Source organism: Nocardia sp. NPDC019323 (assembly GCF_044389845.1).
In the GTDB taxonomy this organism is placed as follows: Bacteria; Actinomycetota; Actinomycetes; order Mycobacteriales; family Mycobacteriaceae; genus Nocardia; species Nocardia implantans.
Genome location: NZ_JBIRYN010000012.1, coordinates 63,487 through 85,017 on the forward strand (window position 1 = coordinate 63,487; position 21,531 = coordinate 85,017).

The following is a 21,531-nucleotide window of genomic DNA, read 5'->3' on the forward strand; positions in this document are numbered from 1 at the left end:
GTCGTATCCGGCCAGATCGGCACTGCTCGGACCGCTCGCGTCGATGATCGCGAGATCCGCGAACTGCGACAGCAGATCCGACGGCAGACCCGGTACCGCTTTCTCGTGCAGGAGCACGCTGATCCGGTACCGATCGAAGTCGTACGAAGCCCGGTGCGCCTGGGAGAAGCCTACGGAGATGACATGAGGTCGGTCGGTCATCGGTCGCTCCCAGCGGTGGACCGGACCCGAGCGACCTGTGGAGCTCGCACCTCGGCGAACAGCTCTCGATAGCGCCGCGCTACCGAACTCCAGGCGAAGTCGTTCACCGCGCGTTCGAGCGCATTCCTGCCGCGCCTGCGCCGTTCCACCGGATTCGCGACGATCTCGGTCAACCTTGCCAGGAGGGCATCGTCGTCGTCAGGCGGCACCAGCCATCCGTTGGCATCGTCCCCCGCGGGCACGACGAAATCGAGCGGGCCGCCGGTCTCGGTCGCGAGTACCGGGATGCCACTAGCCATCGCCTCGAGGTACATCAGGCCGAACGACTCGTTCACGGCAGGGACCACCAAGGCGTCCACGGCGGGCAGTGCCCTGGCGAGATCATCGTGTCCACGCCAACCCACGAAGAACACACGGTCATCCACTCGGAGTTCCCGTACCAGCTCCAGCGGGTGGACGCCCTCGTGTTCGCCGGGGAAACCGCCCCAGACGACGAGGCTGACATCTTCCGTCCGCTGTCGCGTCAGCCGCTCGAACGCGTGCAACAGCTGGTTGAGCCGTTTCTGTGTAAGAAAGCGGCCCAACCACATCAGGCGGATGCTCTTGCTCCGGTCAGAGAAATGCAGTCGTGCCAAGTCGGCGTGGCGGTAGGAGAGTGAACCCGGTTCGCCCCCCACCTCCGCGGCGCGGCAGTCGTCGACGAGAAGTTCTTGCCACAGCGCGGCATCGTCGGCCGGAGTGAACTCGGCAGGCTTGAAGCGCACGGTATCGACGCCGTGTGGAATGTAGCGGACCTTGGCACTGTCGACGCCGAAGCGATCGGTCATGGTGGCCTTGTCGACACTCGAGATGACGACGATTCGCTCGCACAGCTTGGCGTAGCCGGCCATCGCGTCCCGCCAGAACTTCGCGTACTCGAGACGCCCGGCCGCCGGGTTGTCATCCGCTTCGGCCAGGAGGCTCAGCCAGAACTTGATCTCGGTGCCGTGCATCGTCGCGACGACGGGTATGTCGGGGTACGCGAGGGCCATCCCTCCCTGCATCGGAGTGAGGTGATTCAGATGCACGACATCGGCGGAGCCGAAATGGAATTCGCGAAACCGCTCGGACCAGCAGGCCTCCAGATGAGCGGTCGCCTGCGGTGAGACACGACCGAAGGAGCGATCGGGGACGCCATCCTTGTCCTCGTAGGAGGGGTGAACCGGCTGCGCGACCAGCATGGGATCGACGCCCCGTACGTACGCATCGAAAGCATCGTCGTAGTCGACGACGTGCCGGACATGCTGCCCGTAGAACGCGACGGCGTCGCCGTTCGCGACCGCGCTGGTCGAACCGGCGGTGAGTGAGTAATCCACACCGAGGTCTCGCAGACGCGGCGCCAGATACCGCAGAACCTGCGCGGAGCCTCCACGCGGGAAGAAGATGCTTGCGGCCGCCACCTTCATGCGACGAACCCCCCTTTCTGGGCCGTGATGTAGCCCCACTGCAAAAATTGGTGTGTGCCCAGGACACTCGCCCCTGGCCTGCGTTCGGGCCCCGGATCGGCCACCCGGTTGGCGAGCACGGTCCACTCGGGCGTGGGAAAGAACGACGGCCAATGGTCGGCGCTCGGATGTGTGTCCAGCATCGAATGAGCCTCGGTAACCGGCAGCATGTACTCGATAGCGACCAAACCGCCCGGCGCAACGAGGGATCGCACGTGCGACATAGTGTCCACAAGCCGGTGCTTGAGGTTGTAAGAATACTGCAGCGCCCCACTGATGAACACGAAGTCGCAGGGCGCGATCCGCACCGACGCGAGGTCACCGCGGACAATGGTCACGCGCTGTTCGAGCTGCTCGGTCTCGAGCCGCCATTGCAGTCCGGGCATCTCGATCGGCGTGCCGTCCGCCGCTTTCGTCATGCCACCGTAGAGCGCGACCTCATCGATATCGACCGCGACGACGTCGAATCCACGCCGCGCGGCGGGCAGCACGAACTTGCCGTCGGCGCAGCCTAGAATCGCGGCGGTGGGCGGCCTGCCGTGCACCGTCCGCGCGACGCGGCGTAGGAGTGCGTAATACCGCGCGGGGGCGGGTCCCCACAAACTTTTCGTCTTTCTCCCCATTTATGGCGCTCCCATCGAACACAATTTGATCGTCGTCGAAAGGGCGTCCAGCGAGTCCGCCCAGAGGCCGGGCCACTCCCCCCGGCCCATCGACGGGTTCAGTCCGTCGTCGCAGAAGTGGATCGGCGTCGCTCCCGCACGCTCGGCACCCCATAGTTCGCGGCTGCCTCCGTCACCGATGAACACGCATTGCGCCACCTCGACGCCCAACTGGACAGCACAATGCTCGTACTGGGTGGCCGCCGGTTTACGGACACCGGTCGTGCAGGACAACGTCACCGCGTCGAAGTAGCGGGCCAGCGGCAGGTCGAACAACACCGTGGCGACCTCGGCCTCGCAGTCGCTGACCAAGCCGAGCCGCATCCCCGACGATCGCAGACCGGCGAGGAATCGACTGTGCGCGGGCCCCAGCGACAGATCCGAACGCGTCCACCGCAGCAACTCGCATTCGGCTTCGGACAGGGCCGTATCGGCTGGGCGGCCGCCGGCGAGTTCCGCGATCGCGCCGAGCGCCTCGCGGACCGAGCCGAATCTCCCTGCCAACCGCGTCTCCTTCGTGGACGCGTACGCGTCCACGAAGGCCTCCGCGTCGCAATCGAGACGATGAGCGAGTTCCCGGCGCCGTCGGAGTCGCAGACGTGGATCCGGCGCAGGAATCAGCGTGCCGTAGAGGTCGAACAGCACTGCGGACGGAAAAGTGGTGTGCATGTCACTCGCAGACGAAACTGCCGGTGAGTTTCGTGATCGTGAGCCGTCCTTCGGTCCTGATCGTGCGCTCGGCCAGGTATCGGATCTCGCCGTGCAACCGGGCGAAGAAGGCCTCGTCCAGCATCGGATCCGGTCGCGACGCCGCCGAGCAATAGTTGTGGCCGATCGCATAGAATTCCAGGAACGGATCGACAGTTCGGAATTCCAGAATGTCCGGTCGGCGGCGCAACTCCACCCGATCGAACTGCGCCGACAACATGTCTTCGCCGTTCTCCAGGGATATCCGGCCTTTCGGGCTGGCCTTGAACAAATACTCCGGCGCGCCGATACGACGCAGTGCCTCGAAGTGCAAGTCGTACATTTCGACCATCGAACGCGTGCTGTTCGTGGTCACTACGAACCTGCCGCCGCGACGCAGAATGCGACGCACCTCGGCGATGCAGTGCCCGAGGTCCGGCACGTAATGCAGCATATAGTTGGCCATGACGCGGTCGAAACTGTCGGTAGCGAACATCGTCAAGTTGTCTGCGCTGGATTCGATGAGCTCGCAATCCAACCCGATCCGTGACAGGCGCGCATGGGCGGCGGCCAGCACTCCCCGCGCGATATCCAAGCCAACGATGCGTCCGCTCAACAGGTGTCGCCCGACCATCTCCAACTGCACCCCGTTACCGCAGCCGAGATCCAGTAGTGCCTCGTCGCCGGTCAACTGGAGGCAGGACAGGAGGTGCTCGGCCAGCGGCGTACCGGAGACGCGGTACTGCTCGAAGATCCGCTGTTTGACGACGAGCATCCGGTCGGTATTGAAGATGGAGTCACGAAGAAGTGCGGGATCGAATTCGAAATGCGTTGTCGGGATAACTTTTTCAGCTAGTTTGTCCAAGTGCGGGTCGCCGAAGCTGGTCATGCGGTTTCTCCTTATCTGATGCCTGCGGGCAGAGTGCGCTCGGCGCGAAGTTCGTCGAGGCCTCGCCAGACCCCGGTTCCGTCGCCGGTCCGTAGTCGCCGCACGAGCTCGCGGTAGTAGCTCTCGTCGGCCGCCGCGAGGTCGATGAGATAGGTGATCGCACCCCACTCACGAACGCGCACGACGTCCCAGAACGCCGGATCGCTGCGAGGGTCTCGGCCGTACGCGGCAAACATCTCGTCCACAGCCGCCGCAGGAGTGCCGAAGCGGCGATGCGAGACCACGATCGGGGCAAGATCCCAGTACAGCGGTCCGCGCCCGGCAGTGTCATAGTCGACCAGGAACGGGCAGTGCGGCGTGTTGACCACGTTGGCCGCGTATGCGTCACCGTGGATCAGCCCGGTGCGCAGACCAGGCAGGAGCCGCTCTCGCAGTGTTTGGATCCGCGCCATCATGTCGGCGCAGTGCGCGACGACTTCGTCGCCGGCATACGATGCCCGCCGCAATCGCTGCAACCGCGCGGCCGCAAGGTTCGGGTTTGTTTGTCGGTGCTCGTTCACTATCGGCGCGTCGTACCGGTCGTGAATGCCGCGTAGGGTGGCGCCGAACCACGCGTAATCGATGTCGCCTCCGACCGAATCCAACAACGGCCAGAAGGTGACCGGGCCGCTCGGGGTCGATAACGGCTGCTCGAAGGCCATTGCCGCCGGCTCGATGATTCCGGGGATATCCGAGCACGTCTTCGCGAACCGAACGGCATTGATGGCCTGGGCCTCGCTGCCCACTCGGCCGATACGAACGAACAATGCGCGATCGGGCACCGCGAAGCTCGCGCAATGACCGATCTCGGCCATGCGAACCTCATGGTCGGCCAACCCGCAGACCCGGCGCACATGAGTGAGCGCGTCTTCCCACCATCGGCCACCGACCTCCGCACTCATGCGCCCCTCCCTGCGGGCACAGCTCGTGCGTCGGACCGCCGCAACCCAGTAGTCGCACCTTCGTGCTTCCACTTGGTCCCGATGTATTTGTGCGGCAGCATTTCGCCGAGGGATACGATCTGAAATGCTTGCGCATCAGGGAGTACAACGAGGATGTCCGGCGCGTAGTCGAGCAAGAGTTCGCGACAAAGGCCGCACGGCGGCACGATCTTCGGTGCCTGTTCCGGTTCCGACGGCTTCGGATGCCGGACCGCCACGACCATCGACAGACCGCGGGCGCCCGCCATGATCGCATTCGCCAGTGCGCATGCTTCTGCACATGTCGAAGCACGGCCGATCATCGCTTCGAGATGGATTCCGTCGTGATAGTGGCCGTCCGGATCGAGTACCACGGCGCCGATCTGGTGGCGCTCTTCGAGATAGTGTCGCCGAATGAGCTGATCGGCCCGCGCGATCAGGGAGCGGGCGACCTCCTCGAGCGCGCTCGCGTCCTCGCGGATCATCGTCCCGCCTTTCCCGCATCGGCCAACAGCCTCCGAGCGCGTGCGACCGTGAGCGGGTCACCGAAATGGTTCGGTAGCCCGCTCAGTACCCGCTGGGCGTGCTGGTGTTCGCCGTGTCTGTCGAGCCAACGCACGGACAGCACGCCGAGCAGCGCCATCCAGTACGGGTGCAAGAGGTCCTCCGCGCGTGCCAGGCACGTCATCATTTCGGACAACGACGAAGCGGTCCGTACTTGCTCTTCCGCAAGGCACAATTGCCGGACCTGCTGCAGCGGCGCCGGATCGGTCGGCATCACCGGCATCTCGACGCTGTAGGATTCGCCGCCGAGAAGCGCTCCGGCTCTCGCGACATCCGGCTCGGGCAGTTGCATCGCCGCGATCCAATGTCGATACGAGTCGAACGGAGTTCCGGTCTCGGCCGCGATCATTTCCCCCAGCATCGAGAATTCGAAGAAGTTGAACGGCATGAGGGTCAGCGGCTTGTTCGATCGCATCATCGTCGTCGCGATCAGGCCGTCGACACGCGCGTGATACAAGGTGCCCATCGCACACGGAACGTCGATCGCCTCGCGGACGGCATCCATCGGGTTCCAGATCACCGTGCCCGCCTGACGCGTCTGCGGCGATTCCCGCAATCTCGCGATGACGCCGTCTATCTGGTCGACGCCGGGCAGGCTCCGGCGCAACCGGTGCCCATAATTCGAGCCGGGCAGCGTCAACCCGTCGGGCGAATAGTTCGCGGCCGGAGGCACGTAGTAGGCGATGGTCGAAGTGGCCTCGTCACCGCGCATCATCCAGACAAACCTGCTGACCGCACCGATGAGGTCGAAACTTCCCGTGGCCGGTATGAAGATTCGGCAGCGCGGCCGGCTCATTCCCGTACTGAACCCCAGCAACTCTCGCCATGCTTTGCCGCCCGATGTCTGGACCAGCTGACCGCCTTCCAGCAGACGTGCCAGCGCGTCGGTCACGGCCTGGCCGACGGTGGTGGGCAAATTGCTTCCGTGTTCGCCAGCACCGCCTCCGGAGGCATCCGTGGAAGGTCCGCGGCCGAGGCCGGCGTGCGACGAGCCGGTGCGGACCTGGTCGGCTGTGGTCACTGCGCGCCGCCCGCGATCGAACCGGCCCTGGTGGGAGACTCGGCGACCGGCCCCGATTGCCAAGTGCCTGCGACGACGTCGGTCAGGGCCTGAACCTGTCTGGCGAGGTGCTCGATGGTGGAGTCGTTGAGCACCTCGAAGTCCGGCGCCAGGGATATGGGAACCTCTGCGACATGCTGATCGGAGACCGGTGCGAGATCACCGCGCTCCGCCCGCCTGCGGATTCGCAGTTCGTCAGGTGCGGAAATCCGTACGAACCGGAACCCCATCTTCCGCAGGGCCTCGTAGTCCGGCCGACGTACGTCGTCACAGATGACGACCTCGGCATTCGAGTTCTCGGCGTCGGCGACACGTGCCGCGAACAGACGGGTCAGCGATTCGGGATCGATTCGCCGGAAATTGTCTGCCAGCGAACTCAGCAGCATGCCGTCCTGCCGGTACGGTTCGGCGATCGGCTGGCCGCACAACGAGTAGATGAGGCGTTGCAGGTCGTACAGTGGCTCCGCCAGTTTCACTACGGCACCGGTGCGTCCCTGCCGCTGGACGGCGTCCAAGATCAGTCGGCACGTCGTCGACTTGCCCGCGCCGGATGCTCCGAACAGTGCCAATCGCACTTGCTTCGCCATTTCAAAGCCCCGCCATCGCTTCGCGGGGAGACTTGTCGAAGTCCAGATGAATAGCGGATTCCTGCGGCCCCATACTGCCTTGGTACTTGCCGGAGTAAAGAGTCACGGGGCCCTCGGTACGCCAGAAGGTGACTTGACCGAGCAGCATCCCCGGGTAGATCCGCAGCGGTTGAACCGCGTGCAGTTGGAGCGTCCATTGGTTCACGGATCCGATGTCGATGAGGTCGGCCGTGATGTGGATGAAAAGCCCGAGCCGCGCCACACCCGATCGAGCGCGGATGATGGGGACATAGTGGTCACTGCCCATCACTTCCACGGTGGAGCCGAGGTAGATGCGATCAGGCTGTAGGACCATACCGTCCTCCGGAAGATACACTGTCTGCACCGGATTCGGCTTGCGTACATCGAGCACGGACTCGCTGTAGACCTTCAGAACGTTTCCGAGACGGAAGTTGTAACTGTTCGGGTTCAGTTGCTCGGGCTGGAAGGGGTCGATGATGATCCGACCCTGCGCCACCTGTGACTCGATTTCACTGCCAGTCAGGATCATGTGACCCCCCAAAGCCTTTCTTGAACTGGACTATCTCGTCCTCGATATGATCCCCGGATGCCGAAAGCCAGATATGACTGCGAAATCGGCTAGCGATCCCTGCCCATCCCATCGACTACACGCGAATCCGGTTCCACCGGAGAAGTCTTCGTCGAAGTCGAAGTGGGATCACTCCGTGACGCTCCGCCCGGTCGGACTATTCCGATCCGCGCGAATAGGCGACTACCACGCCGAATACCGCCCCCGAACTAGGCGTTCATAAATCCGCAGGCTAGACAATCACCTTTCCGCCACCCAGTACTCTTCCCGCGAACCGAGATACCCTCGCTCGATCCAAATTTCCGATAAGGCGAACCTAGGCCGACTGCACGCCTGATGGCAATCACATGCGAGGCGGAAGGACGCATTGATGCATGTCATGGGCATTTATGTGTGTCCGGACCGGACGGCCGCGTCGGCGACGACAGGACAGTGCGCGGCAACGTGACAGCGCCCGGCCGTTCTGTTGCTCGGCTGATGAAACATGCGCCCGCCACGACGGCGAGGTCAGTGTAGTCCGCGGCGGGCACCCTGCGGCTTCACCGCTTCTCGGCAGACCGATCCGGCGGCGGACTACCCGCGACACCGCGAGAAGTAGATCACCCGACAGCAGTTTCCGCCGGATCAACGGGACGACCGACCAGCGTAACTCTTTGAGCAGCAGTGCTTCTCCTGCGCCAGGCGAATGCCGAGCTGTGCCGAGTCATACGGCGAGGCTGCCTGGCGGTCCGCGCCGCCCGACCTCGGCGGGCGATCTCGGCTACGACGCCGGTGAGACCTTGGAGCCGCACTTTGTGGAGCGTATCACCAACGCCCGTTCCGAGTGGTGACGCGCCGTACCCCTTGGTAGGTTTCGGCTTGTTCGCGCAGCGTCGCGCCGCACCTTCAGTCTTCGACACGCGAAACGTTCCTTCGATCCACATTTGTGCGCCTGCTTCGTCATGGAACAGGCGGGAATCGTCACACCCACGCAGCCGATTTCGTTCACGACGGTGAAATCCATGGCGCATGGAGCTTTTCCACACGCACCATCGCGCCGAATTCGGAACGCGCGCGACTTATCGCCGCCGTCCGCCCCCATGTCGCCCGCCCTGCTCGCCGCAGGCGTGGCTGTCCTGCCCATCAAGCCTTGGAGATCCGGTGACAATCGCCCTACCTCACCAGCCCGCGGAACTCGACGCGGTCATCTTCGACTACAACGGCGTCATCGGCCTGCAGCCCACCATTCCGATGTGGAGCAGGCTCGCCGAACTCGCCGGATGGCCCACAGACCAGCTCGGCCCCTTCCAGAACGCGTTCTGGAGCGCCCGCGAACCCTACGATTCCGGCGAACTCGACGACGCGGATTTCTGGACCGCCGTGCTCGGCCACCGCCCGGCCCCGGAACTGCTCACCCAGTTGCGCGCCGTCGACACCTCGCTGTGGACCCGGACCGACGACCGCGTCGTCGCACTGCTGCACCATGCCCGCCGGTCCGCTCTCCCGATGGTGCTGCTGTCCAACGCCCCCCACCCCGTCAGCGATGCCCTCGACGCCTCCGACTGGCGCACACTGATGACCGACGCCCTCTACTCCGCCCGCCTCGGCATGAACAAACCCCACCCCGACACCTACCGAAACGCACTCGCCGCCACCGGAGCCAGCGACCCCACCCGCGTCCTGTTCATCGACGACCGCGCCGACAACTGCCGAGCCGCCGCAACCCTCGGCCTGCGCACTCTCCACTACACCGGCTCACCCACCGACATCGAGGCCCACCTGCGCATCACCACCATCGCCGCGTAGTTCCCTACCAGTCGCCAAAGGGCTTCCGGGCGCGACACCGCTGCCGGTCGACAGTGCACACGAACTCGGCCGGGCGCTCGGCTGGGGTATCCCAGCCGAGCGTTTCCGCGGGAACGCCGATATCGTCAATGCGAGCCGGAAGTACCGATCGAATGAGCGTGGCCGGACTACAGGCCGGTGCCTACTCGGCCCGCCTCCTCCCGTTTCGAGTCACAGGTCGACGCCGCACCGAATATGGGCGTTGCCGTACTTCTAGAAAATCCCCGACGCAACGAGATCATTTGCGAGGTGCTAGCGGCCCCGCCGTGCAAGCAGTTGACGTACAGCTGGATGTACCCGCAGCCTGAGCATCGCGCCCGGTGCACTGTCGACTGGACGCTGCAGCCGCAGGGTGGTGGCACACGACTGCTGCTGACGCAGACAGGTTTCGATATCGAAGATCGTCGACAGAAGATGGCGCGCAACGCTACGGAGCGCAGTTGGAGACAACTCGTCCTGCCGCGACTCGGGAGGTGATCCACCCCAAACCTGAGTCGACTGCGGAGATGGTGCCGACGCACTCTGACCGTCCCCCAGAATGGGCAGACGGCTGAGCGAGCGTTACCCCAACTGCCCGAGTGTGTCGGGCCTTGAAGGCCCTGGCTCGAAACAAGCGGCGCTGAATCACCGCGATGTGTTCGCGCAATGTCACGCAATAGCGAAGCCGCAGGTCGTTGACCTGCGGCTTCGCCGTTTTGTGGAGCTAAGGGGAATCGAACCCCTGACCTTCTCGATGCGAACGAGACGCGCTACCAACTGCGCTATAGCCCCGTGCGGCTCCGGGGAACCGCGCTGTGACACTGTATCAGGCCATCCCCCTAGTCTCCGAATCGGTACCCTGACCTGCGAAGATGCGGGCGGGTCATGCGCCGGCCGCGCGGCGCATGTCGCGGCCGGCGCGGGTGCGCAGGGCGCGGGCGGTCGCGGGGTCGAAGGGGTCGAGGTGGGCGAACATGGGGTCTTCGTCGTCGGGGTCGACCAAGGTGGAGCGGCGGCGGATCGCGCGCGCGGTGTCGCGGTCCATCGCGCCGCGGGGGGCGCGGCCCCGGCGCGCACGCGGGTCGGCTTCGGCCTGGTGGCCGCGGTTGAGGCGGGCGGCGCGCCTGCGGCGGATCTCCTCCTCCATCCGCACCTGCTTGCGCAGGTAGGCCAGATAGGTCACCAGCACCGTGACGGCGAGCCCGCAACCCCACCACAACAGGGGGGTGAGCACAAGCGCGACGGCGCCGAAGAGGATGGCGGTGAGCAGCAGGCCGAGCACGGCACGCTGCCGGAAGGTGTAGCGGGCCGCGCGGGCAATGGCGTCGGCCTCGGGGTCGTAACCGCCGCGGCCACGGCGGCTGGGGACGAAATCCTGCTCGTCGTGGCCCGCGTCGTCGTAGTCGTCGTACTCGTCGTAGTCCACGAGGGCGGGCGCGGTGGAGCGCGCAGGCGGGATTCTGGCCGCGACCGGCTCGGGGTGGTGTGCGCCCACGCGGTCATCATCGGTCTCCGCGTCGATCTTCGCAGCGACTTCGGCGCCTTCGTCGGCGTCCGGCACGTCGTGGCCCGTCTCGTCGTCCGGCACGTCGTGGCGCGTCTCGTCGTCGGCTTCGTCCTCCGGTGCGGCGGAGGTGAATTCGCTGTCCTCGAGGTCGTCCGTTCCGGCGTCAGCGATGTCGGACGCCACGGCGTCGTCGGCCGCGGGTGTGCTGTCCTCGTCGGTCTCGGTGGCGGGCTCGTCGGCCGGTGTTGTCATCCGGTCCTCCGCATCATCGCTGTGGGAATACTCTCTCGGTACGCGGCGTCCATCGGGTCGCCCACGGGGCCGCCAGTTCGGATCGGTTTCGTGCCCGGCAGCCGGGCCCTTCTTGAGACGTCGCTTGCCTCCGCCGCGGTGCAGGACTCTGGTGGCCAGCGCGGCGTCGGTGGTGCGGCGGATTCTGGGGTGACGGTCGGCGAGGATCGGGAACAGGACGAATACCCAGAGCACGACCAAACCGATCCACAGGATCGAATTCGGCATCGCGTCAGCACCTCCGTCCCGCCTGGGTTTCCTCCGGCTCGGCCCGCCAGCGGCGCGTCACACGCCCCGCGCTCGGTCGGCCCCCGTCCGACGCGACGGCGCGGACGCCGATCCCCTCGCAGGCTCACTGCCGATGGCGCAAGACGCACCATCGACGTCCGTAGGCTAATTCCGGGTAGCACCAAGTTCCGGCAGGCGCGCCGTGCACATCCGCCACACCTGTCACATTCCCACCAATGTCACCGCGCTCCGGTGGCCGGTTCTACAGCAGGGTGACGCGCCCCTCTCGCACCAGCCGGTCCAGGGCCGTTCCGGCCACTTCCTCGACGGTGATGCCGACCAGCAGGTGATCCCGCCAGGCGCCGTCCACGTCGAGGTAGCGCCGCAGCAGCCCCTCCTCCCGGAAACCGACATTGCGCAATACCGCTTGACTGGCCAGATTCTCGGGCCGGACGGTCGCTTCCACCCGATGCAGGCCCACCGGCCCGAAGCAGTGGTCGAGGCCGAGCGCCAAGGCCGCCGTCGCGACGCCTTGCCCGCTGAGATCCTTGGCCACCCAATACCCGATCCAGGCCGAACGCAGTGCGCCGCGCACGATATTGCCCACGGTCAGCTGCCCGCTGAACGTGCCGTCGACTTCGATCACCAACGGGATCATCGCACCGCGCCTGGCCTCGGCCTTCAGGCTCGACCACAGCGAGGGCCAGTTGGAGGCGTGGTTGCGCGCTTCCCACGACCCACGGCCGGTCGGCTCCCACGGCTCGAGATGCGCTCTGTCCCGCAACCGGATCCGGCTCCAGGCCGCCGCGTCGCGCAACCGCACCGGACGCAAGGTCACCTGTCCGGCGGCGACCCGGACCGGACCCAGTCGCGCGGGCCATCCCGGATGCTGCGTCGCCCGGAAGACGTTCATGGCTTCCACGTCTCAGCCGCGCTGTGCGAGGAAGGCGACCTGGACTTCGTCACCGGTGCGAATGTCGGTGTCGTCGGGGTCGATCACGATCAGGCTGTTGGCCTCGGCGAGCGTGGCGAGCAGGTGCGAGGACGAATTGCCGTTGCCGAGCGGCTGCACGAGATACTCCCCGGTGGCTTCGTCACGCATGAGCTGCGCGCGCAGGTAGCCCTTGCGCCCCTCCATGGAACTGATCGGCGTGATGGTCCGCGCGCTGATGATCCGGCGCATGGGATGCCTGCGCCCCAAGGCGATCCGGATCAAGGGCCGCACCATCACTTCGAACACCACCAGCGCGCCCACCGGGTTGGACGGCAGCAGGAACGTCGGCACCTCGTCGCGGCCGAGCCGCCCGAAACCCTGCACCGAGCCGGGATGCATGGCGACGCGGGTGATCTCGAGTTCGCCGAGCCCTTCCAGCGCCTCCCGGACCTGCTCGGAGGCCCAGCCGCCCACCGCGCCCGCGATGACGACCACCTCGGAGCGCACCAACTGTCCCTCGACCACGTCGCGCAGCAGGCGCGGATCGGAACTGACGATGCCAACGCGGTTGACGTCCGCGCCCGCGTCCCGCGCGGCCGCGGCGAGCGCGTAGGAGTTCACGTCGTAGACCTGGCCTGGGCCCGGCGTGCGGTCGATATCGATCAGCTCGCCGCCCACGGACAGCACCGACAGTCGCGGACGCGGGTGCACCAGCACTTTGTCCTGACCGACCGCGGCGAGCAGGCCGACCTGCGCGGGGCCGATGATGGTCCCCGCGCGCACCGCCACATCGCCCGGCTGCACATCGTCACCGATCCGCCGCACGTAGTCGCCGGAGCGCACCGGCTCGTACACCTTGATCCTGGCTCGCCCGCCGTCGGTGAAGTCCAGGGGGAGCACCGCGTCGGCGAGCGTCGGCATCGGCGCGCCGGTGTCCACCCGGACGGTCTGGCGGGGTTGCAAGCGAATCGGCTGCCGGGAACCGGCGACCACCTCGCCGACCACAGGAAGGGTCAGGTCGACGAGTTCGCCTTGTTCGTCCCTGATGTCGGCCCCGGCGGAGGCCACGTCCACGCTGCGCACGGCGTAGCCGTCGATGGCGGCCTGGTCGAAGCCGGGCAGCGGCCGTTCGGTCACGACATCCTCGGCGCACAGCAGGCCCTGGGCCTCGGAGATCGCGACCCGGACCGGCCGGGGCGCGACCGCCGCGGCGGTCACCTTGATCTGCTGATCCTCAACCGAGCGCATCCAGCCCTTCCTGATCCTCTCCGCACTCCATCCGGCTCGCCCGCACGGGCGCGCGATCCCGCCGCGGCGCAAGCGCATTCGCGCGCGCACCGCGGTGAACCATCATTCGTACCCGACGGTCCACTCTCGGCGAAACCCCGGCCGGGTCCGTCAATCGCCGGTCGTCAGCTGCGGATCCCAGTCCGGGCTCAGCCGATGCTGCAGCCACTCCCGCAGAGCGGGGCCGTATTCCTCTCGTTCCAGTGCGAAATCGACCGCAGCACGAAGATAACCGCCCGGGTTGCCCAAATCGTGGCGCGACCCACGGTGCACCACCACATGAACCGGATGTCCTTCGGCGATCAGCAGTGCGATGGCGTCGGTGAGTTGCAATTCGCCGCCCGCGCCGGGCTCGATGCGGCGCAGCGCGTCGAAGATCGCGCGATCGAGCAGGTACCGGCCCGCGGCGGCGAACGTCGACGGCGCGTCGGCGAGCGCGGGCTTCTCCACCATCCCCTTGACGCGCAGGACATTCGGATTCACCGCGTCGGGCACCGGCGCGACGTCGAACACGCCGTAGGCGCTGACCTCGTCCTTGGGGACGTCGATGGCGCACAGCACCGTTCCGCCGCGCTTGCGGCGCACCCGGCACATCACGTCGAGCACACCGCGGGGCAGCACGAGGTCGTCGGGCAGCAGGACGGCGATGACGTCCTCGTCGTCGTCGAGGGCCTGCTCGGCCTGGGCCACGGCGTGCCCGAGCCCGAGTGGCTCCTCCTGCACCACGGAGCTGACATCGAGCAGTCCCGGCGCCTTGCGCACCTTCTCCAGCAGCTTGAACTTGCCGCGCTCCTCCAGCGTGCTCTCCAGCACCAAGTCCTCGACGAAGTGCGCGACCACGCCGTCCTTGCCGGGTGAGGTGACGATCACCAGCCGCTCGGCGCCGGAGCCGGCCGCCTCGGCGGCGACCAACTCGATGCCGGGTGTGTCCACCACAGGAAGAAGTTCCTTGGGCACCGTCTTGGTCGCGGGCAGGAACCGTGTTCCGAGCCCGGCCGCGGGCACCACGGCCGTGCGGAAGCACGACACCTCCGCGGCGTCACCGGGCTGTCCGGCCTTTGCTGTCATACGCATACCCTATCCATCCATCACGCCGCCGGATCGGCGTCGCCGACCCGGTCCCGGGGTGAGCCTATGGTGATCACTGTGAACATGCCCGGCGAGCGCGATAAACATGCATGGCGCACGGAACTACTCGCCCGCCGGGCTGTGATGCCTGCCACGGAGCGGGAAAAGGAAGCGTTCGCCCTGGCCACGACGGTCGGCACGATGGGAGTCCGCGGGTGGGTCTGCGCGTATGTGCCGGTGGCGGGCGAACCGGGCTCCACCGCGATGCTGGACGCGCTGCGCGGCGGTGGGGCGCGGGTGCTGGTTCCGGTCACGGGGCCGCCGGGACCGCTGAGCTGGGCCGAGTACACCGGCGCCGGCGCCATGCGCCGGGCCCGCTACGGATTGCTGGAACCCACCGGCGCGGCGCTGCCCCCGGAGGCGATCACCCGCGCCGACCTGATTCTCGTCCCGGCTCTCGCGGTGGATCTGCGCGGTGTACGGCTCGGCCGCGGCGCCGGCTACTACGACCGCACGCTGCCCGCCGCGCGGCCGGACGCGCGCTTGGTGGCGGTGGTCCGCGACGATGAACTGGTCGACCGGCTGCCGGAGGAGACGCACGACCTGCGCATGGGTTGGGCGCTGACGCCGCGCGGCGGACTGCGCCGACTGGGCGGCGATTACCCTGGGGAATGAAACACCGATTGGCGGTGTTGGCACTGTCGGCTGTAGAGTGCCAGATCGACGAACACCGCGGAGGATCCTGTGCCTACTTACTCGTATGCGTGCACCCAGTGTGACAACCGCTTCGACATCGTTCAGTCGTTCACCGACGAAGCGCTGACCGTGTGCTCGGAGTGCTCGGGGAAGCTGCGCAAGCTGTTCAACTCGGTCGGCATCGTGTTCAAGGGCAGCGGTTTCTACCGCACCGACAGCCGCGGTGGCTCCTCCACCGCCAGCGAGCCCGCCAAGTCCGACAGCGGCTCGAGTTCGTCTTCGTCCTCCGCGTCCGACTCCGGCTCGTCGAGCGGGTCGACCGCGTCCACCAGCACGGCCGTAGCCAGCTGATTCCCCGGTTCTCCACAGCCGGTCACCTATCCACAACCCGCCGTGATCCCGGCCGGGCCGGCGCGAGCCCGGCCATAGGCTGCCGCCATGACTCGCGCACTCGCCGATCTCGGCCGTGGCGGCTGGAATCCCGCCGGGTGGCAGCGCCCGCCCTGGGCCGACGCCGTCCTCCTCCGACGACTGCTCGCCGCAGCTCTCACCGCACTCGCGGCGTTCCTCTTCCTTCGTGGCGATCCCGGCACCGAACGCACGACGGTGCTCGTCGCGGCACGCGACCTCGCGCCAGGAAGACTCCTCGAATCGGGTGACCTGCGCGCCGCCCCGCGCGAAGCGGGCACGCTACCCGCGGGCGCCGTCACCGACCCCGCCGTGATCGTCGGCGCGACGCTGGCCGGCGCGATGCGCCGCGGCGAGATGTTCACCGACCTGCGCGTCGTCGGGCCGCGCCTGGCCGCGGCGGCGGCCGGCGCCCGCGAGGCGCGGATCGTGCCGGTCCGCCTCGCCGATACCGCGGTCGCCGACATCCTGCGCGCGGGCGATCGCGTCGACGTGATAGGCGCCGAAGACGCGGGCGGCGCCGGCGCCCGGCCGGCCCGTACCCTCGCCACCGACGCCGCCGTCGTCCTCGTCTCCGGCGGTGGAACCGGCCGCGCAGCCGCGGAACGGGTGGTCCTGGTCGCGATCGACGCCGAGCACGCCACCGCCGTGGCGGGCGCGTCGCTGCGTACCGCGCTCACCGTCGTCTTCCACTGACCCGCCGATCCTGCTTCGGCGGATATTCGCCGGTGGCTCGTTAGCATCGGGCCTACCGGCGCGCGGGTACCGCCGAGCACGACTGCCCAGCTCCACGAAACAGAGGAGACACCGGCCATGCTCAAAGAGTTCAGAGACTTTCTGTTCCGCGGGAACGTGATCGACCTGGCCGTCGCCGTGGTCATCGGTACCGCGTTCGTCGCGATCATCACCGCGATCTCCAACGGCATCATCAATCCGCTGCTCGCCGTCATCGGCGGGCCGGGCGACATCGGCCTCGGGTTCCGGTTGGTCGCCGACAAACCGGCGACCTTCGTGCAGGTCGGTCCCATCATCACGGCCGTGATCAATTTCCTGCTCATCGCCACGGTGCTGTTCTTCGTGCTCGTGCTGCCCGCCGCCCGCATGAAGAAGCGCTTCCGGCCCGACGACACCACGCTCACCGATTCGGAGGTGCTGATCCAGATCCGCGACCTGCTCGCCGACGGCCAGACCAGCTCGGGCGGCAGGCACGAATTCTGATTCCGACCGTGCCGCAAGCGAAAACGGGCCCGTCGGTGACGAGCCCGTTCGCGTGATCGTGTGTGGATCCGGCGCTCAGCCGAGGCTGAACGGCTGCCCCCACAACGTCACCCAGGTGATGACATTGTCGGTTTCCACCTCGACACTCACGAACGCCCGCGCCTGGGCATAGCCCGCGCAACCGTTCAGACCGATGGTCTCATCGGCCCACGTCACCGAACCACTGGTGCCCTTGAACGCATTACGAGTCTTGTGCGCCTCGTTGCCGTAGTCATCAGCCTGCTCGAGATCCAGCACATAGAACGACTTCGCCTGGCCGGGGCCGAGCGAGAGGTTGCCGCCGGAGTTGGCACCGACGCCACCGGTGACGTTCTGACCATCGCTCCAGTCGACATTGCCATCCACACCACCGGTCGCACCGCCACCGGCGATGTTCACCTGGCAACCCACGGTGTAACCCGGGAAAATCTTGCCGCCCGCCGCACCGGAGAGCTCGACCTGCGCGCTTCCGGAGACCCAGGCGTTGCGGTGCAACGGCGTAGCACCCATGGACGGGTTGATGGTCGCCGACTCACCGACCAGACGAATGGTGACGACGGTGCCGTCGGACAGCGTCTTGGTCAACTCCCCGCCCGGCAGCGGGACGAAGGTGTCGGCGTTCGCCGCACCCGTCGAGAGCAGACCTACCGCGATGGCCGCGGACGCGCACAGCCCTGCCGCGCGCGCCGGCATTTTACGATCGAACATGACGGTAATTCCCCTAAAGAATCGAGTTCGCTTCAGCGAAAAGAGATTTGACGGATCCGACCGGCGTCAGCCGATGCTGAACGGCATGCCGTAGAGGCTGGTCTTCGAGTAGTGATCACCGATGATCTCGACGACCGTGTACGAACGCGCCTGCGCGTAACCCGCGCAACCCTGGATCTGAATCTCGGCATCCTGATACTCCACCGCGTACACACCCGGCTTCAGAATGTCCTTGTAATCGATCTGAACGAACTTGACCTCACCGGGGCCCAGGTTGATACCGATCGAACCACCGGCACTGGCGCCCTCGAGGTTCACACTGCCCGACACACCCGCGGAAATCGCGTCATCGGCGATGCTCACCTGGCAACCGACGATGTAACCCGTGCTCAACTGCGACGCACCGTGGGTGGACGAGTTATTCGTTCCCGGGTTCCCGGAAGGACCGTTGTTCGGCCCGACCGTTCCCTCGGGGGTGACGGCTACATCGGCGATGGCGTTCCCCGAGACCCACACGACACGGCCGGCACCGTTCGCGGCAAGGGATGGGGAGATCAGGGCGCGCTCCCCCGTGCGGGAGATGTTCACGCCGGGTCCTGCCCTGTGACCGTCCGGCAACGGCACGAAGACATCGGCATTGGCAGCGCCGGTCGACAACAGACCGGTGGCTACGGCCGCCGCAGCGGCGGCGCCCGCGACGCGGACGCCTCGAGACAGACCGTTGATGCGGTACTTGCTCATGTTTTTCCTCATCAGGTTGCATCCGCCCGCCCCAGGGTGTCGAGGCGGGACGTGTCCCTCCAAAGCCGGCGGTACGCGGTGGAATGGGTTGTCCACCAGACGTTCCGCCGACCATCGCGTCATCGAGCGATCTCGGACGAAACAATGCTATTCGGTATCAACCAGACTTTTCCGGAAATTCGGGCAATTCGTCTCGGGAAGTAATGTATCCGACTAGGATCACGCGGCCTTGCGGCACAAATGAATTCATGACGAAATGGACCCACCGCGATGCAGGGGTCCATTTCATCAGTGGCTACGGGCTTTTCACCCGCCGTTCATTCAGCCGAGGCTGAACGGCTGCCCCCACAACGTCACCCAGGTGATGACATTGTCGGTTTCCACCTCGACACTCACGAACGCCCGCGCCTGGGCATAGCCCGCGCAACCGTTCAGACCGATGGTCTCATCGGCCCACGTCACCGAACCACTGGTGCCCTTGAACGCATTACGAGTCTTGTGCGCCTCGTTGCCGTAGTCATCAGCCTGCTCGAGATCCAGCACATAGAACGACTTCGCCTGGCCGGGGCCGAGCGAGAGGTTGCCGCCGGAGTTGGCACCGACGCCACCGGTGACGTTCTGACCATCGCTCCAGTCGACATTGCCATCCACACCACCGGTCGCACCGCCACCGGCGATGTTCACCTGGCAACCCACGGTGTAACCCGGGAAAATCTTGCCGCCCGCCGCACCGGAGAGCTCGACCTGCGCGCTTCCGGAGACCCAGGCGTTGCGGTGCAACGGCGTAGCACCCATGGACGGGTTGATGGTCGCCGACTCACCGACCAGACGAATGGTGACGACGGTGCCGTCGGACAGCGTCTTGGTCAACTCCCCGCCCGGCAGCGGGACGAAGGTGTCGGCGTTCGCCGCACCCGTCGAGAGCAGACCTACCGCGATGGCCGCGGACGCGCACAGCCCTGCCGCGCGCGCCGGCATTTTACGATCGAACATGACGGTAATTCCCCTAAAGAATCGAGTTCGCTTCAGCGAAAAGAGATTTGACGGATCCGACCGGCGTCAGCCGATGCTGAACGGCATGCCGTAGAGGCTGGTCTTCGAGTAGTGATCACCGATGATCTCGACGACCGTGTACGAACGCGCCTGCGCGTAACCCGCGCAACCCTGGATCTGAATCTCGGCATCCTGATACTCCACCGCGTACACACCCGGCTTCAGAATGTCCTTGTAATCGATCTGAACGAACTTGACCTCACCGGGGCCCAGGTTGATACCGATCGAACCACCGGCGCTCGCGCCGCTGAGATTGACACTGCCCGACACACCCGCGGAAATCGCGTCATCGGCGATGCTCACCTGGCAACCGACGATGTAACCGGTGCTCAACTGCGACGCGCCGTGCGTCGAGGAGTTGTTGGTTCCGGGGTTCCCGGAGGGGCCGTTGTTGGGGCCGACAGTGCCTTCGGGCGTCTCGGTGACATCGGCAACCGCGTTGCCCGACACCCAGACCACACGACCTGCGCCGTTGGCGGCCAGCGACGGCGAAATCAAGGCCCGCTCTCCGTTCCGGGTGATCGTCACGCCGGGCCCTACCTTCTGGCCGTCCGGCAACGGCACGAAGGTATCGGCATTGGCGGCACCGGTCGAAAGCAGGCCCATGGCAACAGCCGCGGCAGCGCCGACGCCCGCGACGCGGGCACCGCGGCGCAGACCTTTGGTGCGGTTCTCGCTCATACTTCCCCTCATCAGGTTCAAACAGTCAACCTCGACCATCGAGGCTGGACAGTGGTCCTCTCAGGCCCAGCTCAGTGTGTCGCCCCTTTGTTGCCGATGTGTAACCGGTTGTTATTTCGGCGCAACGGACATAGCTGGCAACGGAACCGAGCCGGGTTCCGCCGAGCGGGCTTCGTGCGTGCCGGTACCCACGAGCTGCGGGTCCCATGGTGGGTGGCTCGATGGGAGATTAAACGTTCTATAACGACGCCCGCAACGAAAAGTTTCGTAAAGTTCAAGGTGAGCCCCGTCACAGTTGCGCACATCCGAATATGGCTTGACGTGCATAAATACTGGATCGCTACAGCCGCGCCGAGCCGGGGCGGCGGGATGACGGCACAACAGGGCCAGGGACGGATACGGGCCGTGCCCGTACTGATCCAGTTCGGATTACTTCCGGCGGAAAGTGATCACTGGCGGGTTACGAAGCCAGGAGTAATGATTACGTAGCTACTACGTAGATAACGGACTCAGCCGTGATGCGGGGGAACCTGAGCGCGCAGCCAGTCGTCAGCGGACCCGGCGTCGTCACGGTCGTCGCGCTCGTCGGCGGTGGTGTCGGGCAGCGCGTCGCCGAAAACCTTCGCCAAGCGCGCGGCATCCCTCGCCCGGCGAGCGGCCGGGCGAGGGTCTTCAGCGGGCGTCGCGATGATTACTCGACCAATCCGGAGAGTTCGCCGATCACTCGGCTGGCGAGCGGGCCGAGCGTCGCCATGCCGTCGCGAATGGCGGAACGGGTGCCGGGCAGGTTGACCACCAACGTGCTGCCGGACACGCCGGCCACACCGCGGGAGAGCCCGGCGTCCAGCGAGCCCGCCACCCGGCCGGAGGAACGAAGGGCCTCGCTGATCCCGGGCAGCTCGCGGTCGAGCACCTGCGAGGTGGCCTCCGGCGTCACGTCGCGCGGGGACATGCCCGTGCCGCCGACGGAGATCACCAGATCGACGCCGCCGATCACCGCCGTATTGAGCGCGTTGCGGATCTCCACCTCGTCGGCCTGCACGGACACCGACGCGTCCACCAGGAAACCCGCTTCGGTGAGCAGCTCGGTGACCAGCGGGCCGAGCGAGTCAACACCTCCATGCGCAGTCCGATCGTCCACGACCACCACCAGGGCACGCCCCGCCACAGGAGCATCGATTTCCATG

The 21,531-nt window shown here is 66.3% G+C and carries 24 protein-coding genes and 1 tRNA gene; 6 read left to right on the top strand and 19 right to left on the bottom strand.

Annotated elements, in window-relative coordinates:
* Positions 1 to 197: 197 nt before the first annotated feature.
* The 9 genes from ACH49X_RS30485 to dcd form a co-directional block, all read right to left on the bottom strand.
* Positions 198 to 1,646, bottom strand: coding sequence for a glycosyltransferase family 4 protein (locus ACH49X_RS30485; protein WP_195082436.1), 1,449 nt, complete (start codon positions 1,644 to 1,646; stop codon positions 198 to 200).
* Positions 1,643 to 2,230 (bottom strand): bifunctional 2-polyprenyl-6-hydroxyphenol methylase/3-demethylubiquinol 3-O-methyltransferase UbiG, encoded by a 588-nt coding sequence (locus ACH49X_RS30490; protein WP_195082435.1) that lies wholly within the window; start codon positions 2,228 to 2,230, stop codon positions 1,643 to 1,645. The genes ACH49X_RS30485 and ACH49X_RS30490 overlap by 4 nt, the downstream gene beginning before the upstream one ends.
* 78 nt (positions 2,231 to 2,308) lie before the next feature.
* Positions 2,309 to 3,016, bottom strand: a complete 708-nt coding sequence (locus ACH49X_RS30495) for an HAD family hydrolase (protein ID WP_195082434.1) — start codon at positions 3,014 to 3,016, stop codon at positions 2,309 to 2,311.
* Position 3,017: 1 nt separating this feature from the next.
* Positions 3,018 to 3,923: a class I SAM-dependent methyltransferase gene (locus tag ACH49X_RS30500; RefSeq protein ID WP_195082433.1), complete on the bottom strand. Its 906-nt coding sequence runs from the start codon at positions 3,921 to 3,923 to the stop codon at positions 3,018 to 3,020.
* An 11-nt stretch (positions 3,924 to 3,934) separates the two neighbouring features.
* A complete protein-coding gene (locus ACH49X_RS30505) occupies positions 3,935 to 4,864 on the bottom strand; it encodes a phosphotransferase (RefSeq protein ID WP_357208040.1) in 930 nt (309 codons plus the stop codon).
* On the bottom strand, positions 4,861 to 5,367 hold the full coding sequence (locus ACH49X_RS30510) for a cytidine deaminase (protein WP_357208043.1): 507 nt from the start codon (positions 5,365 to 5,367) through the stop codon (positions 4,861 to 4,863). The genes ACH49X_RS30505 and ACH49X_RS30510 overlap by 4 nt, the downstream gene beginning before the upstream one ends.
* Complete coding sequence (locus tag ACH49X_RS30515; protein ID WP_357208046.1) at positions 5,364 to 6,338, bottom strand: thymidylate synthase; 975 nt, start codon at positions 6,336 to 6,338, stop codon at positions 5,364 to 5,366. Before ACH49X_RS30515 ends, ACH49X_RS30510 begins: the two co-directional genes overlap by 4 nt.
* A gap of 125 nt (positions 6,339 to 6,463) precedes the next feature.
* Entirely contained in the window at positions 6,464 to 7,093 is a 630-nt protein-coding gene (locus tag ACH49X_RS30520; RefSeq protein WP_357208049.1) for a hypothetical protein, read from the bottom strand.
* A gap of 1 nt (position 7,094) precedes the next feature.
* Positions 7,095 to 7,643, bottom strand: a complete 549-nt coding sequence (gene dcd / locus ACH49X_RS30525) for a dCTP deaminase (RefSeq protein WP_357208052.1) — start codon at positions 7,641 to 7,643, stop codon at positions 7,095 to 7,097.
* A 1,179-nt stretch (positions 7,644 to 8,822) separates the two neighbouring features.
* Between dcd and ACH49X_RS30530 the strand changes: the two genes are divergently transcribed.
* Positions 8,823 to 9,467 carry an HAD family phosphatase gene (locus ACH49X_RS30530; RefSeq protein ID WP_323124152.1) on the top strand — a complete coding sequence of 215 codons (645 nt, stop codon included), beginning with the start codon at positions 8,823 to 8,825 and terminating at the stop codon, positions 9,465 to 9,467.
* Positions 9,468 to 9,701: 234 nt separating this feature from the next.
* The gene (locus tag ACH49X_RS30535) at positions 9,702 to 9,983 is read left to right on the top strand and encodes an SRPBCC domain-containing protein (RefSeq protein WP_195082643.1); all 282 of its coding nucleotides are present in this window, start codon (positions 9,702 to 9,704) and stop codon (positions 9,981 to 9,983) included.
* Between the two features lie 221 nt (positions 9,984 to 10,204).
* Here the strand turns inward: ACH49X_RS30535 and ACH49X_RS30540 are convergent.
* From ACH49X_RS30540 to ACH49X_RS30560, 5 genes are all read right to left on the bottom strand, one after another.
* Positions 10,205 to 10,277: transfer RNA gene (locus ACH49X_RS30540), tRNA-Ala, on the bottom strand.
* A gap of 91 nt (positions 10,278 to 10,368) precedes the next feature.
* Positions 10,369 to 11,511, bottom strand: coding sequence for a gephyrin-like molybdotransferase receptor GlpR (gene glpR / locus ACH49X_RS30545; protein ID WP_195082426.1), 1,143 nt, complete (start codon positions 11,509 to 11,511; stop codon positions 10,369 to 10,371).
* 262 nt (positions 11,512 to 11,773) lie between these two features.
* Complete coding sequence (locus tag ACH49X_RS30550; RefSeq protein WP_195082425.1) at positions 11,774 to 12,424, bottom strand: GNAT family N-acetyltransferase; 651 nt, start codon at positions 12,422 to 12,424, stop codon at positions 11,774 to 11,776.
* 12 nt (positions 12,425 to 12,436) lie between these two features.
* Positions 12,437 to 13,693: a gephyrin-like molybdotransferase Glp gene (glp, locus tag ACH49X_RS30555; RefSeq protein WP_195082424.1), complete on the bottom strand. Its 1,257-nt coding sequence runs from the start codon at positions 13,691 to 13,693 to the stop codon at positions 12,437 to 12,439.
* Positions 13,694 to 13,843: 150 nt separating this feature from the next.
* Complete coding sequence (locus ACH49X_RS30560; protein ID WP_195082423.1) at positions 13,844 to 14,800, bottom strand: UTP--glucose-1-phosphate uridylyltransferase; 957 nt, start codon at positions 14,798 to 14,800, stop codon at positions 13,844 to 13,846.
* Positions 14,801 to 14,866: 66 nt separating this feature from the next.
* Here ACH49X_RS30560 and ACH49X_RS30565 point away from each other — a divergent pair, with 66 nt between their 5' ends.
* The 4 genes from ACH49X_RS30565 to mscL all read left to right on the top strand — a co-directional run bounded on the left by ACH49X_RS30565 (position 14,867) and on the right by mscL (position 17,122).
* The gene (locus tag ACH49X_RS30565; RefSeq protein ID WP_195082422.1) at positions 14,867 to 15,475 is read left to right on the top strand and encodes a 5-formyltetrahydrofolate cyclo-ligase; all 609 of its coding nucleotides are present in this window, start codon (positions 14,867 to 14,869) and stop codon (positions 15,473 to 15,475) included.
* A 69-nt stretch (positions 15,476 to 15,544) separates the two neighbouring features.
* Positions 15,545 to 15,847: an FmdB family zinc ribbon protein gene (locus ACH49X_RS30570; protein WP_195082421.1), complete on the top strand. Its 303-nt coding sequence runs from the start codon at positions 15,545 to 15,547 to the stop codon at positions 15,845 to 15,847.
* A gap of 87 nt (positions 15,848 to 15,934) precedes the next feature.
* On the top strand, positions 15,935 to 16,600 hold the full coding sequence (locus ACH49X_RS30575; protein WP_357103838.1) for an SAF domain-containing protein: 666 nt from the start codon (positions 15,935 to 15,937) through the stop codon (positions 16,598 to 16,600).
* 117 nt (positions 16,601 to 16,717) lie between these two features.
* On the top strand, positions 16,718 to 17,122 hold the full coding sequence (mscL, locus tag ACH49X_RS30580) for a large conductance mechanosensitive channel protein MscL (protein ID WP_357103841.1): 405 nt from the start codon (positions 16,718 to 16,720) through the stop codon (positions 17,120 to 17,122).
* Between the two features lie 75 nt (positions 17,123 to 17,197).
* Here mscL and ACH49X_RS30585 read toward each other — a convergent pair whose 3' ends face one another.
* The 5 genes from ACH49X_RS30585 to ACH49X_RS30605 form a co-directional block, all read right to left on the bottom strand.
* Positions 17,198 to 17,869 (bottom strand): MspA family porin, encoded by a 672-nt coding sequence (locus ACH49X_RS30585; protein ID WP_324722477.1) that lies wholly within the window; start codon positions 17,867 to 17,869, stop codon positions 17,198 to 17,200.
* Positions 17,870 to 17,935: 66 nt separating this feature from the next.
* Positions 17,936 to 18,610, bottom strand: coding sequence for an MspA family porin (locus ACH49X_RS30590; RefSeq protein ID WP_357208059.1), 675 nt, complete (start codon positions 18,608 to 18,610; stop codon positions 17,936 to 17,938).
* 321 nt (positions 18,611 to 18,931) lie between these two features.
* Positions 18,932 to 19,603 (bottom strand): MspA family porin, encoded by a 672-nt coding sequence (locus ACH49X_RS30595; RefSeq protein ID WP_324722477.1) that lies wholly within the window; start codon positions 19,601 to 19,603, stop codon positions 18,932 to 18,934.
* A gap of 66 nt (positions 19,604 to 19,669) precedes the next feature.
* Positions 19,670 to 20,344 carry an MspA family porin gene (locus ACH49X_RS30600; RefSeq protein ID WP_195078383.1) on the bottom strand — a complete coding sequence of 225 codons (675 nt, stop codon included), beginning with the start codon at positions 20,342 to 20,344 and terminating at the stop codon, positions 19,670 to 19,672.
* Between the two features lie 691 nt (positions 20,345 to 21,035).
* Positions 21,036 to 21,530: a molybdenum cofactor biosynthesis protein B gene (locus ACH49X_RS30605; RefSeq protein WP_195044576.1), complete on the bottom strand. Its 495-nt coding sequence runs from the start codon at positions 21,528 to 21,530 to the stop codon at positions 21,036 to 21,038.
* Between the last annotated feature and the right edge of the window lies 1 nt (position 21,531).